At 71.4% G+C, this 19,859-nt stretch carries 19 protein-coding genes and 1 riboswitch; of the genes, 10 read left to right on the top strand and 9 right to left on the bottom strand.

Going from position 1 to position 19,859, the window contains the following annotated elements; all coding sequences use genetic code 11:
- The first annotated feature begins 127 nt into the window (after positions 1-127).
- The 3 genes from ACFYYJ_RS25465 (at position 128) to ACFYYJ_RS25455 (ending at position 2,818) form a co-directional block, all read left to right on the top strand.
- Positions 128-1,369 (top strand): hypothetical protein, encoded by a 1,242-nt coding sequence (locus ACFYYJ_RS25465; RefSeq protein ID WP_389135682.1) that lies wholly within the window; start codon positions 128-130, stop codon positions 1,367-1,369.
- A 167-nt stretch (positions 1,370-1,536) separates the two neighbouring features.
- Positions 1,537-1,932: a VOC family protein gene (locus ACFYYJ_RS25460; RefSeq protein ID WP_389135680.1), complete on the top strand. Its 396-nt coding sequence runs from the start codon at positions 1,537-1,539 to the stop codon at positions 1,930-1,932.
- Between the two features lie 43 nt (positions 1,933-1,975).
- On the top strand, positions 1,976-2,818 hold the full coding sequence (locus tag ACFYYJ_RS25455) for a MerR family transcriptional regulator (RefSeq protein WP_389135677.1): 843 nt from the start codon (positions 1,976-1,978) through the stop codon (positions 2,816-2,818).
- A gap of 400 nt (positions 2,819-3,218) precedes the next feature.
- Here ACFYYJ_RS25455 and ACFYYJ_RS25450 read toward each other — a convergent pair whose 3' ends face one another.
- Positions 3,219-3,848 (bottom strand): phosphoribosylanthranilate isomerase, encoded by a 630-nt coding sequence (locus tag ACFYYJ_RS25450; protein ID WP_389135674.1) that lies wholly within the window; start codon positions 3,846-3,848, stop codon positions 3,219-3,221.
- 136 nt (positions 3,849-3,984) lie between these two features.
- Here ACFYYJ_RS25450 and ACFYYJ_RS25445 point away from each other — a divergent pair, with 136 nt between their 5' ends.
- A complete protein-coding gene (locus tag ACFYYJ_RS25445; protein ID WP_389135986.1) occupies positions 3,985-4,557 on the top strand; it encodes a Uma2 family endonuclease in 573 nt (190 codons plus the stop codon).
- Between the two features lie 383 nt (positions 4,558-4,940).
- Here ACFYYJ_RS25445 and groL read toward each other — a convergent pair whose 3' ends face one another.
- The 4 genes from groL to thrC all read right to left on the bottom strand — a co-directional run bounded on the left by groL (position 4,941) and on the right by thrC (position 9,125).
- A complete protein-coding gene (gene groL, locus ACFYYJ_RS25440) occupies positions 4,941-6,563 on the bottom strand; it encodes a chaperonin GroEL (RefSeq protein WP_384758104.1) in 1,623 nt (540 codons plus the stop codon).
- A gap of 348 nt (positions 6,564-6,911) precedes the next feature.
- Positions 6,912-7,118 carry a cold-shock protein gene (locus ACFYYJ_RS25435; RefSeq protein ID WP_030009783.1) on the bottom strand — a complete coding sequence of 69 codons (207 nt, stop codon included), beginning with the start codon at positions 7,116-7,118 and terminating at the stop codon, positions 6,912-6,914.
- A 421-nt stretch (positions 7,119-7,539) separates the two neighbouring features.
- The gene (locus tag ACFYYJ_RS25430; RefSeq protein ID WP_384595749.1) at positions 7,540-7,818 is read right to left on the bottom strand and encodes a MoaD/ThiS family protein; all 279 of its coding nucleotides are present in this window, start codon (positions 7,816-7,818) and stop codon (positions 7,540-7,542) included.
- A 32-nt stretch (positions 7,819-7,850) separates the two neighbouring features.
- The gene (gene thrC / locus ACFYYJ_RS25425; RefSeq protein WP_384758101.1) at positions 7,851-9,125 is read right to left on the bottom strand and encodes a threonine synthase; all 1,275 of its coding nucleotides are present in this window, start codon (positions 9,123-9,125) and stop codon (positions 7,851-7,853) included.
- A 17-nt stretch (positions 9,126-9,142) separates the two neighbouring features.
- A riboswitch (SAM riboswitch) is annotated at positions 9,143-9,295 on the bottom strand.
- A gap of 185 nt (positions 9,296-9,480) precedes the next feature.
- On the opposite strand from thrC, the gene ACFYYJ_RS25420 reads away from it, so the two are divergent.
- Positions 9,481-10,431 carry a glucosyl-3-phosphoglycerate synthase gene (locus ACFYYJ_RS25420; RefSeq protein ID WP_385129581.1) on the top strand — a complete coding sequence of 317 codons (951 nt, stop codon included), beginning with the start codon at positions 9,481-9,483 and terminating at the stop codon, positions 10,429-10,431.
- Positions 10,432-10,497: 66 nt separating this feature from the next.
- Complete coding sequence (locus tag ACFYYJ_RS25415) at positions 10,498-11,943, top strand: trehalose-6-phosphate synthase (protein ID WP_389135668.1); 1,446 nt, start codon at positions 10,498-10,500, stop codon at positions 11,941-11,943.
- A 224-nt stretch (positions 11,944-12,167) separates the two neighbouring features.
- Here ACFYYJ_RS25415 and otsB read toward each other — a convergent pair whose 3' ends face one another.
- The 3 genes from otsB to ACFYYJ_RS25400 form a co-directional block, all read right to left on the bottom strand.
- Positions 12,168-13,019 (bottom strand): trehalose-phosphatase, encoded by an 852-nt coding sequence (gene otsB, locus ACFYYJ_RS25410; RefSeq protein WP_389135665.1) that lies wholly within the window; start codon positions 13,017-13,019, stop codon positions 12,168-12,170.
- 44 nt (positions 13,020-13,063) lie between these two features.
- A complete protein-coding gene (locus tag ACFYYJ_RS25405; RefSeq protein ID WP_376658593.1) occupies positions 13,064-13,300 on the bottom strand; it encodes a DUF3263 domain-containing protein in 237 nt (78 codons plus the stop codon).
- 164 nt (positions 13,301-13,464) lie between these two features.
- The gene (locus ACFYYJ_RS25400) at positions 13,465-14,763 is read right to left on the bottom strand and encodes an extracellular solute-binding protein (protein WP_385129587.1); all 1,299 of its coding nucleotides are present in this window, start codon (positions 14,761-14,763) and stop codon (positions 13,465-13,467) included.
- Positions 14,764-14,940: 177 nt separating this feature from the next.
- Here ACFYYJ_RS25400 and ACFYYJ_RS25395 point away from each other — a divergent pair, with 177 nt between their 5' ends.
- The 4 genes from ACFYYJ_RS25395 (at position 14,941) to ACFYYJ_RS25380 (ending at position 18,650) form a co-directional block, all read left to right on the top strand.
- Entirely contained in the window at positions 14,941-15,873 is a 933-nt protein-coding gene (locus ACFYYJ_RS25395; RefSeq protein WP_385366432.1) for an ROK family protein, read from the top strand.
- The gene (gene nagA, locus ACFYYJ_RS25390; RefSeq protein WP_385366430.1) at positions 15,873-17,024 is read left to right on the top strand and encodes an N-acetylglucosamine-6-phosphate deacetylase; all 1,152 of its coding nucleotides are present in this window, start codon (positions 15,873-15,875) and stop codon (positions 17,022-17,024) included. The genes ACFYYJ_RS25395 and nagA overlap by 1 nt, the downstream gene beginning before the upstream one ends.
- A 114-nt stretch (positions 17,025-17,138) precedes the next feature.
- On the top strand, positions 17,139-18,068 hold the full coding sequence (locus ACFYYJ_RS25385) for a 1-phosphofructokinase family hexose kinase (protein ID WP_385129591.1): 930 nt from the start codon (positions 17,139-17,141) through the stop codon (positions 18,066-18,068).
- Between the two features lie 120 nt (positions 18,069-18,188).
- Positions 18,189-18,650, top strand: a complete 462-nt coding sequence (locus tag ACFYYJ_RS25380; RefSeq protein ID WP_385366429.1) for a hypothetical protein — start codon at positions 18,189-18,191, stop codon at positions 18,648-18,650.
- 100 nt (positions 18,651-18,750) lie between these two features.
- On the opposite strand, the gene ACFYYJ_RS25375 is transcribed toward ACFYYJ_RS25380, so the two are convergent.
- Positions 18,751-19,791: a CBM35 domain-containing protein gene (locus ACFYYJ_RS25375; protein WP_385129595.1), complete on the bottom strand. Its 1,041-nt coding sequence runs from the start codon at positions 19,789-19,791 to the stop codon at positions 18,751-18,753.
- Positions 19,792-19,859 lie beyond the last annotated feature (68 nt).

Genomic DNA, 19,859 nt, shown 5'->3' with positions numbered 1-19,859 from the left:
GGCAAGGGCGCACGCCCCCCGCACGCCCCCCGAGGGCCGCCGTGCGCCCTTGCCCGGCATTTCGGGCGATCACTACGGTCACGCTGCGTACACGCGATACACACAGCGTCACCATTCGAGGAGATGTATGAACAAGGCTGCTTGGCGTTCGCTCGCGCTCGCCACCGTGCTGGCCGTCCTCCCTCTCGGTGCGACGGCGGCCGCCGAAGCGGAGGCGCCCGGACCCCTGTCCGCCGATGCCGTGGCGGCCATGACGCCGCAACAGCAGGGCCGGGTGCTGGAACCGCTCAGGGTCGTGGCCGACGCCGCGGCGCAGGTCGGCCGGAGCGCGTACGCGGACGTGTACACGCAGGTGGAGATGGCCGCCGACTACCGCTCGGTGAACGTCTACCTCACCGACACGACCCGCGCCGCGGCCTTCCTCGACGCGGTGCGCAGGGCCGGCCCGAAGGCCGACACGAAGCTGCTGAACGTACGCAAGAGCGCGAAGACGCTCCGGCAGCTCAGGAAGGAGATCACGGACTTCCGCACCCGCAAGGACCTGCCCTTCAAGATCCGGATGGCGGGCAGCACCGTCGACGGCGGTGCGATCGAGCTGACCGTCGACGACGCGAAGGCGGCACAGAAGTACCTCGCCGGTCCCGCCGTCGCGCAAGAACTCGCGGCGGCCCGCACCACCCCCATCCGCGTCCGCCAGTCGTCCCCCATGGTGCCGCTGAGCCGCTGGAACGACTCGGCGCCGTACTACGCGGGCGCCGCGCTCGGACCCGCCAACGGCTCCTTCGCCCACTGCACCAGCGGCATCCCGGCGCACAGCGCGACGGACAACCGCCAGTGGCTCGTCACCGCGGGCCACTGCTACGGGCTCGGCGAGACCGTCTTCACCGCCGGCGGCAACCGCGTCGGCACGGTCGGGGCCAAGCTGGACGACCTCGACTCGGCGTTCATCGAGACGGCGACGAGCCGCTACACGTGGGACGGCGTCGACGCACAGGGGTACACCCGCCGCCTCAACGGCGTGCGCAACGCGGTCGTCGGCGACTTCACCTGCCAGCTGGGCTACACCACCAAGGTGGCCTGCAACATCCGCACCGCGTACGCCGGCAGCGCCACCTGGGTCAACAACGGCGCCTATGTGTGGGGCAGCGCCAGCGACCCGAACCCCAGCCCCAGCCCCGTCATCGCCCGCCCCGGCGACAGCGGCGGGCCGGTGATCACCGTCAACGACCAGGACTCCCGGGAACTGAACGGCATGGTCGTCGCGGGATTCAACTGCGACGGCGTCGGCACGGATCGGGGCTGCCGGCAGATCGGCTGGATCGAAGTCGGCGACATCTTCTACCGGTTCAGCCTCCGCCTCGCGGACTGACGCCGACAACGCGTAAGGTCGGCCCGGTGACTGCCGGGTCGGCCTTGGGCCACACACGAGCGAGGCCCCCGGCCTCCGCATGACCACCGGGCGGGCCAGAGGCCCGCCACCCCCTCCACGTCTTCGCTTCGAAACCCGAAACCCGAGACCTGGAGAGCGACCACACCATGTCCGTCACACGTATCCAGCTCGACCACACGGTCGTCCACGCCACGGACCGGCAGCTGTCGGCCGAGTTCATCGCCGCCGTCCTGGGCCTGACGCCCGGCGCCCCCTTCGGCCCGTTCCTGCCCGTCGACCTCGGCAACGACGTCACGCTCGACTACTACCAGCAGCCCGCCGGCGAGCCGCTCCAGCCGCAGCACTACGCGTTCCTCGTACCCGACGAGCAGTTCGACGGCATGATCGCCCGGCTGGACGCGATCGGCGTCACCTACTACGCCGACCCCGGTCACTCCGAACCGGGCCGCGTCAACCGCCTCTTCGGCGGCCGCGGCGCGTACTTCGCCGACCCGGACGGCCACAACATGGAGATCATGACCCGCCCCTACGCCAGGCCCTGACGGGCTTGACTCTCGGGTAACCCGAGACGGCACAGTCGGAGCCGTGGACAGGAGAAACCTGCTGCCGATCGGGCAGTTCTCGCAGGCCGGTGGCCTCTCGGTCACCGCGCTCCGGCACTACGACGCCAGCGGCGTCCTGGTGCCAACGTTCGTCGATCCGGTGAGCGGCTACCGGTACTACCGGCGTGACCAGGTGCGTACGGCGCGCTCGATCAGGGCGCTGCGGCAACTGGACATCCCCGTCGAGGAGGTGCGCCGGCTGCTCGGCGGCGGCCAGGAGGAGCTGGTCGCCGCCCTGCGGGCCCATCTGTCGGCGGCCGAGCGGCGACTGGAGGTGCAGCGCTCCACGGTCCACAGCCTGTTGAGTCGACTGACCGAAGGAACAGAGATGACCCACCGCGTCACCATCCGCCAGGGCGCCGCCGAACGGATCCTCGTCCGCGGGGCGACCATCGACAACTCCGGGCTCGACGCGTTCCTCCGCGCCGCGTACCAGGAGATGTACGAGGTCGCCGGGCGCGGCCCGCTCGCCCTCACCGGGCCCGCGTTCGTCCGCTTCCACGGAGTGTGCGACGACGAGAACGAGACGCTCGTCGAGGCGTGCCTATCGTTCTGGGAGGACGGCGCGCAGCCCACGGACCTGCCCGAGGGCATGACCGTGCGCGAACTGCCCGAGACCACCCTGGCCTGCACGGAGGTCGAGGGAGCGGCCGCCGCGTTCCCGCAGATCCTCGGCGCGTACGACGCCGTCGCCGACTGGATCACCCGACACGACTTCGCGTTCGCGGGCCCGGTCCGGCTGGTCTACCGCCGCTGGACCGGGACACCGGACGCCCCCGACAACCGCATGGAAATAGCCTGGCCAATCGCCGAGCCGTGCGCGTAACACCCCCGCGCCGGCGGGGTCGGGCGTGCGGCGGGGCGCCCCCGCAGGACGTCGAACGCCGGTGCTCGGCGAGGCCGGCCCGTCCCTGACACCCCCGCGCCGTCGGGGTCGGGTGTGCGGCGGGGCGCCCCCGCAGGGCGTCGAACGAAACCCGCTCCACTTGCCGGTACCGCACCCCGTTCGACGCCCGAGGAGGTGCCCCGGCGCGCGCCCGGCCCCGACGGCCCCCCGTGCGGCCCGGCCAGGGGGGTGCCGCTGCGCGGAGCCGGTCCCCTACCCGCCCTTCCTCCCCCAGCTACCGCTGGGAGGTGCCCCCGGTTCCCCGGGGCTCCGCCCCGGACCCCGCGCCTCAAACGCCGGACGGGCTGGATCGCCCACCGGCTCCGGACCCCGCGTGGGGCTACGCCCCGGAGCCACCCCGCGCCGCTTCGATGAAGGCGCGGATCAGGTCCGGGGACTTCACCCCCCGCGAGGACTCGACGCCGCTGGACACGTCCACGCCCCACGCCCCGGTGACCTCCACGGCCTCCCGCACGTTGCCCGGGTTCAGGCCGCCCGCCAGCAGCCACCGCCCCTCGGGGGCGGTGAAGTCCGCCGCGCCCCAGTTCCACGGCTCGCCCGAGCCGGGGTCGGGGGCGTCGAGCAGCAGCAGGTCCTCCCCGTACTCACCGCACCGCGCCACCCGCGAAGCCGTGGCCCGCAGCAGGGTGCGCCCCTCGGCACCGGCACCGGCACCGGCGCGCAGCGCCGCGAAGTCCTCCGGGCCCTCCTCGCCGTGCAGCTGCACACCCCGCACGCCGCTCTCCTCGGCGAACCGGCGCACTTCGTCAACGGACTGCCCGCGGAACACCCCCACGGTCAGCACCCCCTCGGGCACCCTCGCCACCAGCTCCCGCGCCACGGCGGCGTCGACGGTCCGCGGACTGCCGGGCGCGAAGACGAACCCCACCGCATCGGCCCCGGCCGCCACGGCCACGTCGACGTCGTGGGCGGTCTTCAGGCCGCAGATCTTGACGAAGAGATCGCTCATGCCCCCAGTCAACCAAAGCCCCCGACCGGTGGTAATCCGTCTCGGTATCCGGGCACGACGAACACTGCGCCGCTAGCCTGGAACGGGGCTCACGCCCAATGCGCGGCAGGCCATACGAAGGACAACGGTGACGACCATGATCGAACGGGCCACACCGATAGAGCAGACGGCACCACCGACGTTCGAGACGCTCCTGCGCACCGTCGAGGAGATGGACACTCCAGACGGCTTCAAGGCCGAGCTCATCCGGGGGAAGATCGTCGTGTCACCGTGGTCCATGCGCCGCTACTACCGCCCCATGCGGGCACTGCGCAAGCAACTCGAGGCCCACGCCCCGGAAGGACACATCGCGGACATCGCGCCGTTCCTCTTCCAGTTCCCTGAAGCAGGACGTGCTTACGGCCCGGATCTCTACGTGGTCGACGAGTCCGGCTTCGAGGGCGAGGGGAGGCATCTGGACGCAGCGGCACTCTCCCTGGTGGCCGAGTTCACCTCGGTGTCCACCAAGGACGCCGACTGGCACGAGAAGCTGGAGGTGTACGGCCGACTCGTACCGGTCTACCTGGTCGTCGACATGCAGGACTCGGAGATCACCTGCTTCTGGGACCCCTCCCCGCACGGGTACCGCTCCCGCACGACGGTGTCCTTCGGCGAGCCCCTCCCCGTCCCGGCCCCCTTCGGATTCAAGATCGACACCACCGGCTTCTGACCCGCACGACGACCCCGTGAACCACAACGGGGCAGGGATCACGACCGGCGGCCCGGACGCCGCGCTCGACGCGCGTCTGAGCAAGGAACTGGACTCCTTCAACCAGGCGGCGACGCCGGGGCGCCCGCTGGGGCACGAAGCTGCCGGCCGCCGCCGAGCAGGAGGCGCGGGCGCGGGGCTGCGCGACGATCCTCGTCTCCTCGTTCACCTTCCGGGGCCCGGCCTTCCACGCCCGCCACCGCTACGGGGAAACGGCCCACGGCTGACGGCCGGCCCCAACCATCGGAAACGCCCGAGGGCGGTACCCCCTCCGTCAGGAAGGGGTACCGCCCTCGGTACGTGAAGAACAGCCGATCTACGGGGCCGGAGGCCGGCCCGGTGGATCAGAAGTCCATGTCGCCGCCCGGCATGCCGCCACCGGCAGCCGCGCCGGCCTTCTCGGGCTTGTCGGCGATGACGGCCTCGGTGGTGAGGAAGAGCGCGGCGATGGACGCCGCGTTCTGCAGCGCGGAGCGGGTGACCTTCGCCGGGTCGATGATGCCCTCGGCGATCATGTCGACGTACTCGCCGGTCGCGGCGTTCAGACCGTGGCCGACGGCCAGGTTGCGCACCTTCTCGACGACGACGCCGCCCTCGAGACCACCGTTGACGGCGATCTGCTTCAGCGGGGCCTCCAGCGCGAGCTTCACGGCGTTGGCGCCGGTCGCCTCGTCACCGTTGAGCTCCAGCTTCTCGAACACCGAGGAGGCCTGCAGCAGGGCCACGCCACCACCGGCGACGATGCCCTCCTCGACGGCCGCCTTCGCGTTGCGAACGGCGTCCTCGATGCGGTGCTTGCGCTCCTTGAGCTCGACCTCGGTCGCGGCACCGGCCTTGATGACGGCCACGCCGCCGGCCAGCTTCGCGAGGCGCTCCTGGAGCTTCTCGCGGTCGTAGTCCGAGTCGGAGTTCTCGATCTCGGCGCGGATCTGGTTCACGCGACCGGCGACCTGGTCGCTGTCACCGGCACCGTCGACGATGGTGGTCTCGTCCTTGGTGATGACGACCTTGCGGGCGCGGCCGAGCAGGTCGAGACCGGCGTTCTCCAGCTTGAGGCCGACCTCCTCGGAGATGACCGTGCCGCCCGTGAGGATGGCGATGTCACCGAGCATGGCCTTGCGACGGTCACCGAAGCCCGGGGCCTTGACGGCGACGGACTTGAAGGTGCCGCGGATCTTGTTGACGACCAGGGTCGACAGGGCCTCGCCCTCGACGTCCTCGGCGATGATCAGCAGCGGCTTGCCGGACTGCATGACCTTCTCCAGGAGCGGCAGCAGGTCCTTGACCGAGCCGATCTTGGAGTTGACGATCAGGATGTACGGGTCGTCGAGAGCCGACTCCATGCGCTCCATGTCGGTGGCGAAGTACGCCGAGATGTAGCCCTTGTCGAAGCGCATGCCCTCGGTGAGCTCCAGCTCCAGACCGAAGGTCTGGGACTCCTCGACGGTGATGACGCCTTCCTTGCCGACCTTGTCCATGGCCTCGGCGATGAGCTCGCCGATCTGGGTGTCGGCGGCGGAGATGGAGGCCGTGGAAGCGATCTGCTCCTTGGTCTCGACATCCTTCGCCTGGGCGAGCAGGGCGGCGGAGACGGCCTCGACGGCCTTCTCGATACCGCGCTTGAGGGCCATCGGGTTGGCACCGGCGGCCACGTTGCGCAGACCCTCGCGGACGAGCGCCTGGGCGAGGACGGTGGCGGTGGTCGTACCGTCGCCGGCGACGTCGTCCGTCTTCTTGGCGACTTCCTTGACCAGCTCGGCGCCGATCTTCTCGTACGGGTCCTCGAGCTCGATCTCCTTGGCGATGGAGACACCATCGTTGGTGATCGTGGGGGCGCCCCACTTCTTCTCAAGGACGACGTTGCGACCCTTGGGGCCAAGGGTGACCTTGACGGCGTCGGCGAGCTGGTTCATCCCACGCTCGAGGCCGCGACGGGCCTCCTCGTCGAACGCAATGATCTTGGCCATCTGAAGTGGTCCTCCCGGACAGCGGTGGATTGCTCCTGGACCGCGCCCGCGCCCGCGACGGACGGCCTGCGTGTCCGGCGGTTCCTTCCCGCCGGACCCTGCGGGCCTCACCGACCCGGTCCTCGTTCAGTAGCACTCTCAACCGGAGAGTGCTAACGCCAATGATTAGCACTCGACCCCTTCGAGTGCAAGCGGCTTGGGGTAAGACCGGGCGGACGACCCAAGGGACGTCAGGCGAACGCACGAGGGGCCCGCATCCCTCCTCGGATGCGGGCCCCTCGTGGTGCGTGCGCGTACGCGGGTGCGCGCGTACGTACGCGTCGTGTCGGTGGTCGATCGCTCCGGGACTCAGCCGAGTGCGAGCTTGACCATGTCCGCCTGCGGACCCTTCTGGCCCTGCGAGATCTCGAACTCGACCCGCTGACCCTCTTCAAGGGTGCGGTATCCGTCCATCTGGATGGCGCTGTAGTGGACGAACACATCCGCACCACCGTCGACCGCGATGAAGCCGTAGCCCTTCTCCGCGTTGAACCACTTGACGGTGCCCTGAGCCATGCCTAACTCCCCTATTACTGGCCCTTGCGCGGGAACGCACTTCGCGTTACCGGGTCAGAACTTGCGTCGGAACGCGTCGACCGAGGCTGAATGTATCTGCGCGGATGCTGTCTGCAACAGGTCAATCCGACGAGAAATCTGGACACCCAGATACATTGAAATGAAGTGAAAATTTGGCATATTCGAGGGCAACTCGGGCCTGACATATCTCGCCAAAGCCCCATACCGCACCCGCACATTGACCAGATGTCGACCCTCACGCGACCCGTTCATATGCGCCGGGCAAGAACCGCGGAGGGGACTTCCCCAACTCTACCGTGCCCAATCAAGCAGAATTGCCCCCTCCGCTTTCAGCGGAGGGGGCAATTCTATTTATGGAGATCCTGTCGGCAACCCGCCGGACAGCCGGTCCCGCAGCCGGTCAGCAGCCACCCGCGACGGCCGGGATGATCGAGACGCCCGCGCCGTCCGGCGTCGCCGCCTCCAGCCCGCCCTCGAAGCGCACGTCGTCGTCGTTCACGTAGACGTTCACGAAGCGACGGAGCTTGCCCTGGTCGTCCAGGACGCGCGCGGCGATGCCGGGGTGGTTCTTCTCCAGCGACTCGATGACCTCGGCGAGGGTCGCGCCCTCGGCCGTCACCTCGGCGGCGCCGGCGGTGTAGGTGCGCAGGATGGTGGGGATGCGGACGTTGACGCTCATGGCGCTACTGCCTTTCCGGTGCAGGGGGAGGGTCAGGCCAGGCCGGCGGCGCGGAACGCGTCCAGGCTCGGGCGGATGGTGGCGGTCTGGCCGCTGTCGGCGGCCACCGCCTCCAGGGTCTTGAGGCCGTCACCGGTGTTCAGGATCACGGTGGTCAGCGTCGGGTCGAGCAGCCCGTTCTCGATGAGCTTCTTCGTGACGCCGACGGTCACGCCGCCCGCGGTCTCGGCGAAGATGCCCTCGGACTGCGCGAGGATCTTGATGGCCTCGACGACCTGCTCGTCGTTGACGTCCTCGACCGCACCGCCGGTGCGGCGGGCGATGTCCAGGACGTACGGGCCGTCGGCCGGGTTGCCGATCGCCAGGGACTTGGCGATGGTGTTCGGCTTCTGCGGGCGGACCACGTCGTGGCCGGCCTTGAAGGCGGCGGACACCGGGGAGCAGCCCTCGGCCTGGGCACCGAAGATCTTGTACGGCTTGTCCTCGACGAGGCCGAGCTTGATCAGCTCCTGCAGACCCTTGTCGATCTTCGTCAGCTGGGAGCCGGACGCGATCGGGATGACGATCTGGTCGGGCAGCTGCCAGCCGAGCTGCTCGCAGATCTCGTACGCCAGGGTCTTGGAGCCCTCGCCGTAGTACGGGCGCAGGTTGACGTTGACGAAGCCCCAGCCCTCGCCCAGCGGGTCGCCGATGAGCTCGGAGCAGAAGCGGTTCACGTCGTCGTAGTTGCCCTCGATGCCGACCAGGTCGCCACCGTAGACACCGGCCATGACGACCTTGCCCTGCTCCAGGTCGTGCGGGATGAACACGCAGGAGCGGAAGCCGGCGCGGGCGGCCGCGGCGCCGACGGCACCGGCCAGGTTGCCCGTGGAGGAGCAGGAGAGCGTGGTGAAGCCGAACGCGCGGGCCGCCTCGACGGCGATGGCCACGACGCGGTCCTTGAAGGAGTGCGTCGGGTTGCCGGAGTCGTCCTTGACGTAGAGCTTGCCGGTGACGCCGAGCTCCTTGGCCAGGTTGGCCGCGTCGACGAGCTTGGTGAAGCCGGGGTTCAGGCTGGGCTTGGAGGCCACGTCCGCGGGGACGGGCAGCAGCGGCGCGTAGCGCCAGATGTTGTTCGGGCCGGCCTCGATCGCGGCGCGCAGGGCCTCCGGGTCACCGGTGGGAAGGTCGTAGGCGACTTCCAGCGGTCCGAAGCACTCGACGCACGCGAAGATGGGACCGAGCTCGAAGCGGGTGCCGCACTCGCGACAGGAGAGACCGTTGGCGGGTCCGAGGTCAACAGAGGTGGCGACAGTCTGTGCAGCCATGATGGCGAGGCCCTTTCTCCTCATCTTCCCCATGGCGCACTTCGCCATGAGACGGAATTGGCACCTTCCCTAGCCGGGGACCCCGCGGGATGCGTATCGCATCGCGAGAACCGACTGGAGGGTTGCCGGGGCTTCAACGGGCCGTGTCCCTCTGCCCCTCTGGATGAGCGGTATGGCACCGGCACACGCGCTCTATGGCGCGCCGGTGCGTTTGTTCGCGGGGACCCCCGGCATGCGGCGGTCCTTCGCGTTGTTCAAGACTGTAACCGAAGGTCCGGGCGGGTGAGACTGCTGTCCGAACCGCGAGATGGATCACATATCGCACCATAACGCCGAAACGCAGGGAGTGCTGAGGGTGCTGGAAGAGGTGGAGCGCTGGCTGGCAGACCGCTCCTGGTCAGCCGCCGACCGACCGCTCGACCAGCTGCTCGACCGGAAACGGGCGACGGGCACCACGGTCAGCGTGGTCCTGCCCGCGCTCGACGAGGAGCCGACGGTCGGGACGATCGTGGAGGTCATCCGGCGCGAGCTGATCGAGGGCCTGCCGGTCCCGCTGGTCGACGAACTGGTGGTCATCGACTCGGGCTCCAGCGACCGGACGGCCGAGGTCGCCGCCAAGGCCGGCGCCCGGGTGGTGCACCGCGACGACATCCTGCCGCGGATCCCGGCGCTGCCGGGCAAGGGCGAGGTGCTGTGGCGCTCGCTGCTGGCGACCAGCGGGGACATCGTCTGCTTCGTCGACGCCGACCTGCGGGACTTCTCGGCCACCTTCGTCTCCGGGATCGTCGGACCGCTCCTCACCGAACCGGACGTGCAGTTCGTCAAGGCGATGTACGACCGCCCCCTCGGGGACGCCCCCGGCCAGGGCGGCCGGGTCACGGAACTGGTGGCCCGCCCCCTCCTCAACCTGCACTGGCCGCAGCTGGCCGGTTTCGTGCAGCCGCTGGGCGGCGAGTACGCCGTGCGGCGCTCCCTGCTGGAACGCCTCCCCTTCCCCGTCGGGTACGGCGTCGAGCTGGGGCTGCTGGTGGACGCGCTGCACACGGTCGGGCTGGACGCGCTGGCCCAGGTCGACGTGGGCGTACGCGTGCACCGCCACCAGGACGGGCAGGCGCTCGGCCGGATGGCCGCGGCGATCTACCGCACGGCCCTGGTACGGCTCTCGCGCGGACACCTCGTACGTCCGGAGCTGACGCAGTTCGAGCGGGGCCCGGAGGGATTCGTCCCGCACACCCACCCGGTGGACACCGAGGAACGGCCGCCGATGCTGGGCGTCAAGGAGTACGCGCTGCGCCGCGTGGCGTGAGGCGGCGTGAGGCTGCGTGAGGTTTCGCATGGTTTGAGGGGGACCCGGCCGGGCTAGGTGTGCCGCATGGCTTCTCAGGTACTCGTCGCGGCGAACCGTGGCCCGCTGTCCTACGCCCTCGCCGCCGACGGCACGCTCAGCGCCCGGCGCGGCGGGGGCGGTCTCGTCTCCGGGCTCTCGGCGGCCCTCGCGGAGCAGCCGGAGGCCCTGTGGATCTGCGCGGCCCTGTCGGACGCGGACAGGGAGGCCGTCCGCCAGGGGGTCTCGGAGCCCGGCGTCCGCATGCTGGAGATCGACCCCACCGTCTACGACGACGCGTACAACGGCATCGCGAACTCGGTGCTGTGGTTCACCCACCACCACCTGTACGACGTCCCGCGCGAGCCGGTCTTCGACGCCGGGTTCCGCCGCCGCTGGGCTTCCTACGTCTCCTACAACCGCACCTTCGCGGCCGCGCTGGCCGAGGAGGCCGCCGAGGGGGCGTGCGTCCTGCTCCAGGACTACCACCTGGCCCTCGTCCCGGGGCAGTTGCGCGAGCTGCGGCCGGACCTGCGGATCGCGCACTTCACGCACACGCCGTGGGCCTCGCCGGAGTACCTGGACATGCTGCCGCAGGACATCCGCTCCGAGCTGACGTGGGGGATGCTCGGCGCGGACCGGCTCGGCTTCCACACCTGGTCCTGGGCGTCGGCCTTCATCGGCGGCGCGGAGACGGAGGACGAGATCGGCCTCGCGTGGGGCGCGCTGCCGGGCGGCGACCGCCGCCGCGGCGTCCAGCACCAGCGGTCGGGCTCGGCACTGCGCTTCACGGACGTGGACGTGTACCCCCTGGGCGTGGACGGCGACGACCTGCGGGCGCTCGCGCACCGGCCTGTGGTGGACGACAAGCTGGCGGGGCTGCGGGCCGAGGTCGGCGACCGGATGACGATCGTCCGGGTCGACCGCACGGAACTGTCGAAGAACATCCTGCGCGGCCTGCTGGCCTACCGGGAGCTGCTCACCGTCCACCCCGAGTGGCGGGGCCGGGTGGTCCACCTGGCGTCCGCGTACCCGTCCCGCCAGGACCTGGAGGTGTACCGGTCGTACACGGCATCGGTGACGGAACTGGCCGCCTCCGTCAACGCGGAATTCGGCACGGCGGACTGGCAGCCGGTGCTGGTGTCGGTCGAGGACGACTTCGCGCGCTCGCTGGCGGCGTACCGGATGGCGGACGTGGCACTGGTCAACCCGGTGCGGGACGGCATGAACCTCGTGGCGAAGGAAATCCCCGTGGTGTCGGAGGCGGGCTGCGCGCTGGTGCTGTCCACTGGCGCCGGTGCGTACGAGGAGCTCCGCCGCGATGCCCTGACGGTGAACCCGTACGACGTCTCGGAGACGGCCGCGGCGCTCCACCGTGCCCTGTCCATGCCGGCCGCGGAGCGCGCGGACCGCACGAAACGCCTGGCCGCCGCCGCGACGGCGCTCCCCCCGGCAGCCTGGTTCACAGCCCAGCTCCAGTCCCTCCAGCCCTGACCCCACGCCTCAAACGCCGGCGGGGCTGGATTTCGCTTCTGCCGTGCGCCCGGCACAGGCCGTTTTGCCCGCAGGGGCAATCTCAGCCCCGCCGGCGTTTGAGGCGCGGGGGTTCGGGGGCGGCGCCCCCGACGGCGGCGCCGCACCCGAGGGGGCCGGGGCGGAGCGCCCCGGGGAACGGAGGAAGGGCGGGGCGGGGAGCAGCTCCGCGCAGCGGGGCCCGGCTACGCGCGAACGGACCCGGCCAGCTCGGCCAGGAAGGCCGCCACGGCACCCGGTCCGGGCAGGACCAGGTCGGCGCGGGCGGCCAGCTCGGGGACCTCCGCCGAGCCGCTGGCGACCAGCAGCCCCGGCAAGCCCTCCGCCCGCCGCTTCTCGACCGCCGAGTACGCCGCCAGGTCCCCCAGGTCGTCCCCCGCGTACAGCACCGCCTCCGCGGACCGCTCCGCCAGGAACTCCGTCAGGGCGACGCCCTTGTCCATGCCCGGCGGCCGAAGCTCCAGCACCGCCCGCCCCGGCTCGACCATCAGCCCGTGCCGCGCCGCCAGCTCCGACAGCGGCTCCCGCAGGGCAGCGAAGGCCGCCGCCGGATCCGCGGCCCGCCGCGTGTGGACCGCCAGCGCCCGGCCCTTCTCCTCGATCCAGGTGCCGCGCCAGGCCCCGATGGAGTCCAGGAAGCCCGGCAGCTCGGCGCGTACCGCCGCCACCCCCGGGTGCTCGGCGGGGGCGTGGACTATGCCGGTGACGGCGTCCCACCGCTCGGCCCCGTAGTGGCCCAGCACGACGAGGTGCTCCAGGCCGGGTACGCCCGCGAAGCCCCCGTACCGTACGGCGACGCCGGCCGGCCGGCCGGTGATGACGGCGATCGAGTCGACCTCGGGGGCGAGTGCGGAGAGGGCCGGGACGGCCAGGGGGTGGGCGCGGGCCTGGTCCGGGTCCGGGACGATCTCGGCGAGGGTGCCGTCGAAGTCGAGGGCGACCACGGAACGGCGGGGTGCGCGGAGCAGGGCTTCGAGTCCCTCGCGTCCGGCTGCGGTGACGGGCATCGGCAGGTGGTGGTGCGGAGTGCTCCCCATACGGATGACCCTAATGGCCCACCCGGCCCCCGGCTACGGGGCCGCTACCGCCGGGCCCGCTGCGCCTCGCGGATGCGCCGCAGGCGGTTCACCGTGCCCGGGGCGTGGGCGAGGGCCCGCGGGTCGTCCATGAGGGTGTTGAGCAGCTGGTAGTACCGGACGGGCGTCATGCCGAGCCCTTCCCGTATGGCCCGTTCCTTGACCCCGGGCCCGGGCCAGGTCCGGCCTTCGTACGCGAGCACCGCGGCCTCGGTGGCCGTCAACTGCCCCTCGTCCGTCATACGGCCAGATTAACGCCGCCCACCGACACCCACGTGGGCCCCGGCCCCGGTTCCGGCGGCCGTATCCAGCCCCTCCGGCGTTTGAGGAGCGGGGTACGGGGCGGAGCCCCGGGCTTGGAGCCGCACACGGCCCGACCCGCCCGGCCCGTTTGGCCCGCGCAGCGTTACCGCGCGTCGGCCGCCCTCGCCGCCGTCGCGATCTCCTCCAGCACCTTCGCCGGCTGCCCGCCCGGCTGCACCGCGGTGCCGATCTTCTCCTTGATGTCCTCGCTGACGCCCGCCCAGGACTTCTTGCCGACGGGGTACAGCTTCGCGTTCGGCAGTGCGGCCAGGAAGGTCTTCAGCTGCGGCGCGGCGCCTCCCGTGCCGCCCTCCAGGGCCCGGTAGCCGCTCGTGGTGGCCGGCAGCAGGTCGTACTTGGCCGTGAAGGTCGTCACGTTCCGCGGCTCGTACACGTAGTCCAGGAACTTGCCGGATTCCCTGCGGTGCCCGTTCTTGAAGGCCATGATCCAGTCGGCGACGCCCATCGCCTGGGGGTCGGCCCCGTTCACCGTCGGCAGCGGCACCATCCCGAACCTGACGCCCTTCGCGGCGGCCTGCTTCAGCAGCGTCGGGTGGCCGTTGAGCATGCCGACCTCGCCGCGCGTGAAGGCGTCGAAGGCGGCCTGCCGGTCGAGCTTCCCCGGTTCGACGGGGCCCGTGAGGCCCTGGCCGACCATCTTGTCCCGGAGGAACTCCAGGGTCTTGACGTTGTCCGGGGAGTCGAGGGCGTACGCCTCCTCGTTGTCGGTGTAGCCGCCACCGCCCGCGAGGGTCCACATCATCGTCTCGGCCTGCGCCTCCTCGCGGCCCAGCGGCACCGCGAAGGGGGTGGGGACGCCCGCGGCCTTGAGCTTCTTGGCCGCCGCTTCCAGGTCGGCCCAGTTCTTCGGCTGCCAGGGCCCGGCCCCCGACTTCACGACGCCCGCGTCGGTCAGCAGCTTCTCGTTGTAGAAGAGCAGCCGGGTGCTGGACACGAAGGGCATCCCGTACTGGACGCGCTTGACCTTGCCCGCGTCGGCGAGGGGCGCGAGGAAGTCCGCCTCGGTGCGTACGGAGAGCAGCTCGTCGGCGGTGTAGAGCTTCCCGGCGGCCGCGTAGTCGGCGTAGGCGCCGATCTGGGCGATGTCGGGGGCCTTGCCGGCCTTGACCATGGCGGCGACCTTGGCGTCGACCTCCGACCAGGAGTAGACGTCGACCTCGACGTGCACGCCGGGGTTGGCCTTCTCGAAGCCGGTGGCGAGGTTCTTCCAGTAGGTCGCCGAGGAGTTCTGCGGATTGTCCCCGTAGTCGGCCGCCACGACCCGCAGGGTCACCTCGTTGTCCCCGGTGAGTCCCTCGACGGCTCCGCAGCCCGTCAGCGTCACGGCGGTCAGGCACAGCGCGGCGCCGGACGCGGCCAGGTTCGGAAAACGGCCCTTCACGGTTCTCGATCCACCCCTTTGTCGTTCGTACGATCCACGTAAGGTCTACACCACTTTGGCGGCTCCCTCACACCCACCCCCCACCCTCGGTCCCGGATTTGTATGGCCACTCAACAATCCCTCCCACTGGACTAGACCTTTCCCCGCCGAGCACGCGAGACTGTCCCTGTGAAACCCGTGAAACACGTCATCGCCCTCGATGTGGGCGGCACCGGGATGAAGGCCGCCCTGGTCGCCGCCGACGGCACGCTGCTGCACGAGGCCCGCCGCGCCACAGGCCGCGAGCGGGGCCCCGAAGCCGTCGTCGAGACGATCCAGGACTTCGCCGCCGAGCTCCTCGCCACCGGCCGCGAGCGCTTCGGCGAGCCCGCCTCGGCCGCCGGGGTCGCCGTGCCCGGCATCGTCGACGCCGACAACGGCATCGCCGTCTACGCGGCGAACCTCGGCTGGCGCGACGTACCGATGCGCGAACTGCTCGGCCGCCGCCTCGGCGGGATCCCCGTCGCCCTCGGCCACGACGTCCGCACGGGCGGACTCGCGGAAGGCCGCATCGGCGCCGGCCGCGGCGCCGACCGCTTCCTGTTCGTACCCCTCGGCACCGGCATCGCCGGGGCCATCGGCATCGCCGGCCGCATCGAGGCCGGCGCCCACGGATACGCGGGAGAGATCGGCCACATCGTGGTCCGACCCGGCGGCCCCGCGTGCGGCTGCGGCCAGTACGGCTGCCTGGAGACCCTCGCCTCCGCCTCCGCCGTCAGCCGCGCCTGGGCGGCCGCCTCCGGCGACCCCGACGCCGACGCCGCGGACTGCGCCAAGGCCGTCGAGTCCGGCGACGCCCGCGCCCACGAGGTGTGGCACGGCGCCGTCGGCGCGCTCGCCGACGGGCTCGTCACCGCGATCACCCTGCTGGACCCGCGCACGCTGATCATCGGTGGCGGGCTCGCGGAGGCGGGGGAAACCTTGTTCACACCACTACGGACGGCCGTCGAGGAGCGCGTGACGTTCCAGCGGCTGCCCCACATCGTCCCGGCGGCCCTCGGGGACACCGCCGGATGCCTGGGCGCAGGGCTGCTCGCCTGGGACCTACTCGCCACGGAGGTACCGGCCTGATGTCCGGAAGCGCACGCAGCACAGTCCTTTCCGGCGCCAGGGTGGTGCTGCCCACCGGCATCGTGGCGGGCGGCCGCGTCATCGTCGAGGGCGACCGGATCGCCGGGAGCGCGCACGAGGACACGCGGGTCGTCGACCTGTCCGGGCACTGGATCGTCCCCGGCTTCGTGGACACGCACAACCACGGCGGCGGCGGCGCCTCCTTCACCTCCGGCACCGCCGAAGAGGTCCTCCAGGGCGTACGGACCCACCGCGAGCACGGCACGACCACCCTGGTCGCCTCCACCGTCACCGGGGAACTCGACGAACTGGCCCGGCGCGCGGGGCTGCTCGCCGAGCTCACCCAGCAGGGCGAGATCGCGGGCGTCCACTTCGAGGGCCCGTTCATCAACGCCTGCCGCAAGGGCGCGCACAAGGCCGACCTGCTGCGCGACCCCGACCCGGCCGAGGTCCGCAAGCTCGTCGACGCCGCGCACGGCACGGCCCGCATGTTCACCCTCGCCACCGAACTGCCGGGCGGCCTGGACTCCGTACGGCTGCTGGCCGAGCACGGGGTCATCGCCGCGATCGGCCACACGGATTCCACGTACGACCAGACCCGCCAGGCCATCGACGCCGGCGCGACCGTCGCCACGCACCTGTACAACGCGATGCCCGGCATGGAACACCGCGCCCCGGGCCCCATCGCCGCGCTCCTGGAGGACGAGCGGGTCACCGTCGAGCTGATCAACGACGGTGTCCACCTGCACCCGGCCATGCTGGAACTGGCCTTCCACCACGCGGGCGCGCACCGGGTGGCGCTGATCACCGACGCGATGGACGCGGCCGGCTTCGGCGACGGCACCTACCACCTGGGCCCGCTGGAGGTCGAGGTCAAGGAGGGCGTGGCCCGGCTCGTGGAGGGCGGCTCCATCGCCGGCTCGACGCTGACCCTGGACACGGCGTTCAAGCGCTCGGTGACGGTCGACAAGCTGCCCGTGGAATCCGTGGTGCAGGCGATCTCCGCCAACCCGGCCAAGCTGATCGGCCTGTACGACGAGATCGGCTCGCTGGAGCCCGGCAAGTACGCGGACCTCGTCGTCCTGGACGCGGCCTTCGAGCTCAAGGGCGTCATGCGGCGCGGCGAATGGGTCGTCGATCCCGCCTCCTGAGCGGCGCCCTGACGGCCAAGCGGCTGTACGGAGGAAGGCGGTCGGCCCCGAGAACTGGGCCGACCGCCTTCTGTTTGGCATGATCCCGGCAGCAACAGACCCGGGGGTGCCCACATGATCCTGACCGTGACGCTCAACACCGCGCTCGATGTCACGTACCGCGTACCGCGGTTGCTGCCGCACGCCTCGCACCGGGTCACGGCCGTCACCGAACGCCCCGGCGGCAAGGGGCTCAACGTCGCCCGGGTGCTGGCCGCGCTCGGCCACGAGGTGACGGCCACGGGCTTCGCGGGCGGCCCGGTGGGCGCCGTCGTACGGGAGTTGCTGGCGGCCGCGGCCCCCTCGGTGACCGACGCCCTCGTGCCGTGCGCGGACACCACCCGCCGCACCGTGGCCGTGGTCGACGAGGCCTCCGGCGACACGACCCAGTTCAACGAGCCCGGCCCGCACGTCACTCCGGCGGAGTGGGCGCGGTTCCTGACCCGGTACGAGTCCCTGCTGGCCGGCGCCAAGGCGGTCGCCCTGTGCGGCAGCCTCCCGCCGGGCGTCCCCGTGGGCGCGTACGCGGTTCTCGTGCGCCAGGCCCGTGCGGCCGGGGTTCCGGTCCTCCTGGACACCAGCGGGGAGGCCCTGCGGCGCGGGGTCGCCGCGCGCCCGGAGATCATCAAGCCGAACGCCGCCGAGCTGGCCGAGCTCACCGGCTCCCGCGACCCGCTGCCCGCCGCCCGCGACGCCCGCCGCCGGGGCGCGCACGCGGTGGTCACCTCGCTGGGCCCGGACGGCCTGCTGGCCACCACCGCCGGCGGCACCTGGCAGGCGACCCCGCCCCGCGCCCTGGCGGGCAACCCCACCGGAGCGGGCGACTCCGTGGTCGCCGGCCTGCTGTCCGCACTGGTGGAGGGCCTGGACTGGCCGGAACGCCTGACCCGCGCGGTGGCCCTGTCGGCAGCCACGGTCCTCGCGCCGGTGGCGGGAGAGTTCGACCCCCGCACCTACGAGGAGGTGCGGCCGGCCGTCTCCGTCACCGACGCGAGCCGGGGCTGAACGGCCGTCAATGTCGAGCAAGCGCACCACCATTGACGAACCATCGAGTGCCCAAGCGCCGGTAAAGAAGATCTAAGATCAACAAGCTAATTGATCTTCGAACTCACAGGGCTGACCTCAGTGAAGCGATTCTTCCGCAACCTCCTTGTCACCACCTCCGGGATGGTGGCCATCACCGCGCTCGCCGCGGTCCCCGCGCAGGCCCAGACCATCTCGGGCGGCTCGTGCGGCGCCGGCTACGTCCAGCAGGACGCCTACCCCCTCGGCACCAGCTGGGGCGGCGCCACCGGTGCCGGCGTCCTGTTCCTCTACTACAACAGCTCCACCGGCAAGAACTGCGCGATCCTCCGCCGCGACGCCGGGTTCGTCGTCACCGACGGCATGAGCGTCATCCTGGAGAGCAGCGGCGGCGGGATCGACCTCGATGGTCAGCGCGCCTACACCCAGTACGCGGGCCCGGTCTGGGTTTCCGCCCGCGGCCAGTGCGTCAAGGTCTCCGGTGACGTCACGGGCTACTGGAAGGGCACGCCCTACGAAGAGGTGAAGCACACCGGCAACAGCGGCTGGGTCCACTGCGGCTAGAGGCCGGTGTGAAAACGGGGTCCGGCTCCACCGCGCGTGCGGTGGAGCCGGACCCCGATTCCGTGGCGACGGGCGGATGCCCCGCTCCGCCGCCGGCGGGTCAGCGCTTGATGTGACCCGAACCCAGCTCCAGCTGGTCGAAGACCACGTCGCACTGGTTTCCGGCCTCGCACGAGATCTTCAGCGCGTTCGGGCCCTTCTTGAGGGTGATCCACGCGTAGGTGCGCGTCCATCCCTTGTCCCAGGCACCGTCCGCCGCCTTGGCGAAGTTGGACAGGTTCAGCGACTGGTTCGGGCTCTGCCCGTTGACCGTCAGCGTCGCCTTGCCGTCCTTGCCGGGAACTCCGTAGTTGACGAACAGCGTGTAGTCGCCCGCCTCCGGTACCTCCACCGTCCAGGTGAGCGCCGCACCGGGCTGGTTGAAGCCGCCGACGTACTGGCCGTCCGAGCTCTTCGAACCCTGCACCGTGCTCTCCAGACGCGCGCCACCGCTCAGCGCCATCCCCGCGCCGGCCGCCTCGCCCTTGGGCAGCGGGGCCTGGGAGGGCTTGGGAGAGCCGCTCGCGGGCGCGCTCGACGGGTTCTGCGGGGCCGCGGACTGCTGGCCGCCGTTCGCCTCGTTCTTCCCGTTCTTGTTCTTGTCCTTCGGAGAGAAGATCACGGCCGCGCTGATGCCGATCACGACCGTGGCGACCACCGCGACGGCCGCGATCAGCAGACCGCGGCGGCTGGAGCCGCCACCGCCGCCGTGACCACCGTGCCCGCCGGAGTGCGACATCGTCTGCGTCTGGTGCTGAGGGGGCTGCTGCTGCGGCGGAACGCCGTAGCCGCCCGCCTGGAGCGCCTCCGGGGCCTGGTACTGCGCCTGGTAGCCGGGCTGCTGCTGCGCGGGCACGTGACCGCGCTGCGCTCCGGCGTTCCTGCGCTCGCCGACCGTCCGCACCTGGTGGTGCGAGGTACGGGGAACACCGGGCTGCGCGCCGGAAGGGCCACCCGCGGGTCCCGGGTAGCCGTATCCGCCGGCCTGACCGGGCGGGGTGGCTCCGGCGGCCTGGCCGTCCGCGTAGAGATAGCCGAACGGATCATCGTCCTCGGGCTGGTTCGCCCCACCGTGCGGTCCGTTGTTCGCGGGCGTCGTCATCGCAGGTCACTCCTTTCGACCCACGGGAGCCTACCCCGAACAGGTGCGCCCACGGGTGCCGGATCGCC

The organism is Streptomyces sp. NPDC002467 (assembly GCF_042889825.1).
Taxonomy (GTDB): Bacteria; Actinomycetota; Actinomycetes; order Streptomycetales; family Streptomycetaceae; genus Streptomyces.
This window is presented reverse-complemented; position numbering and strand designations above follow the sequence as displayed.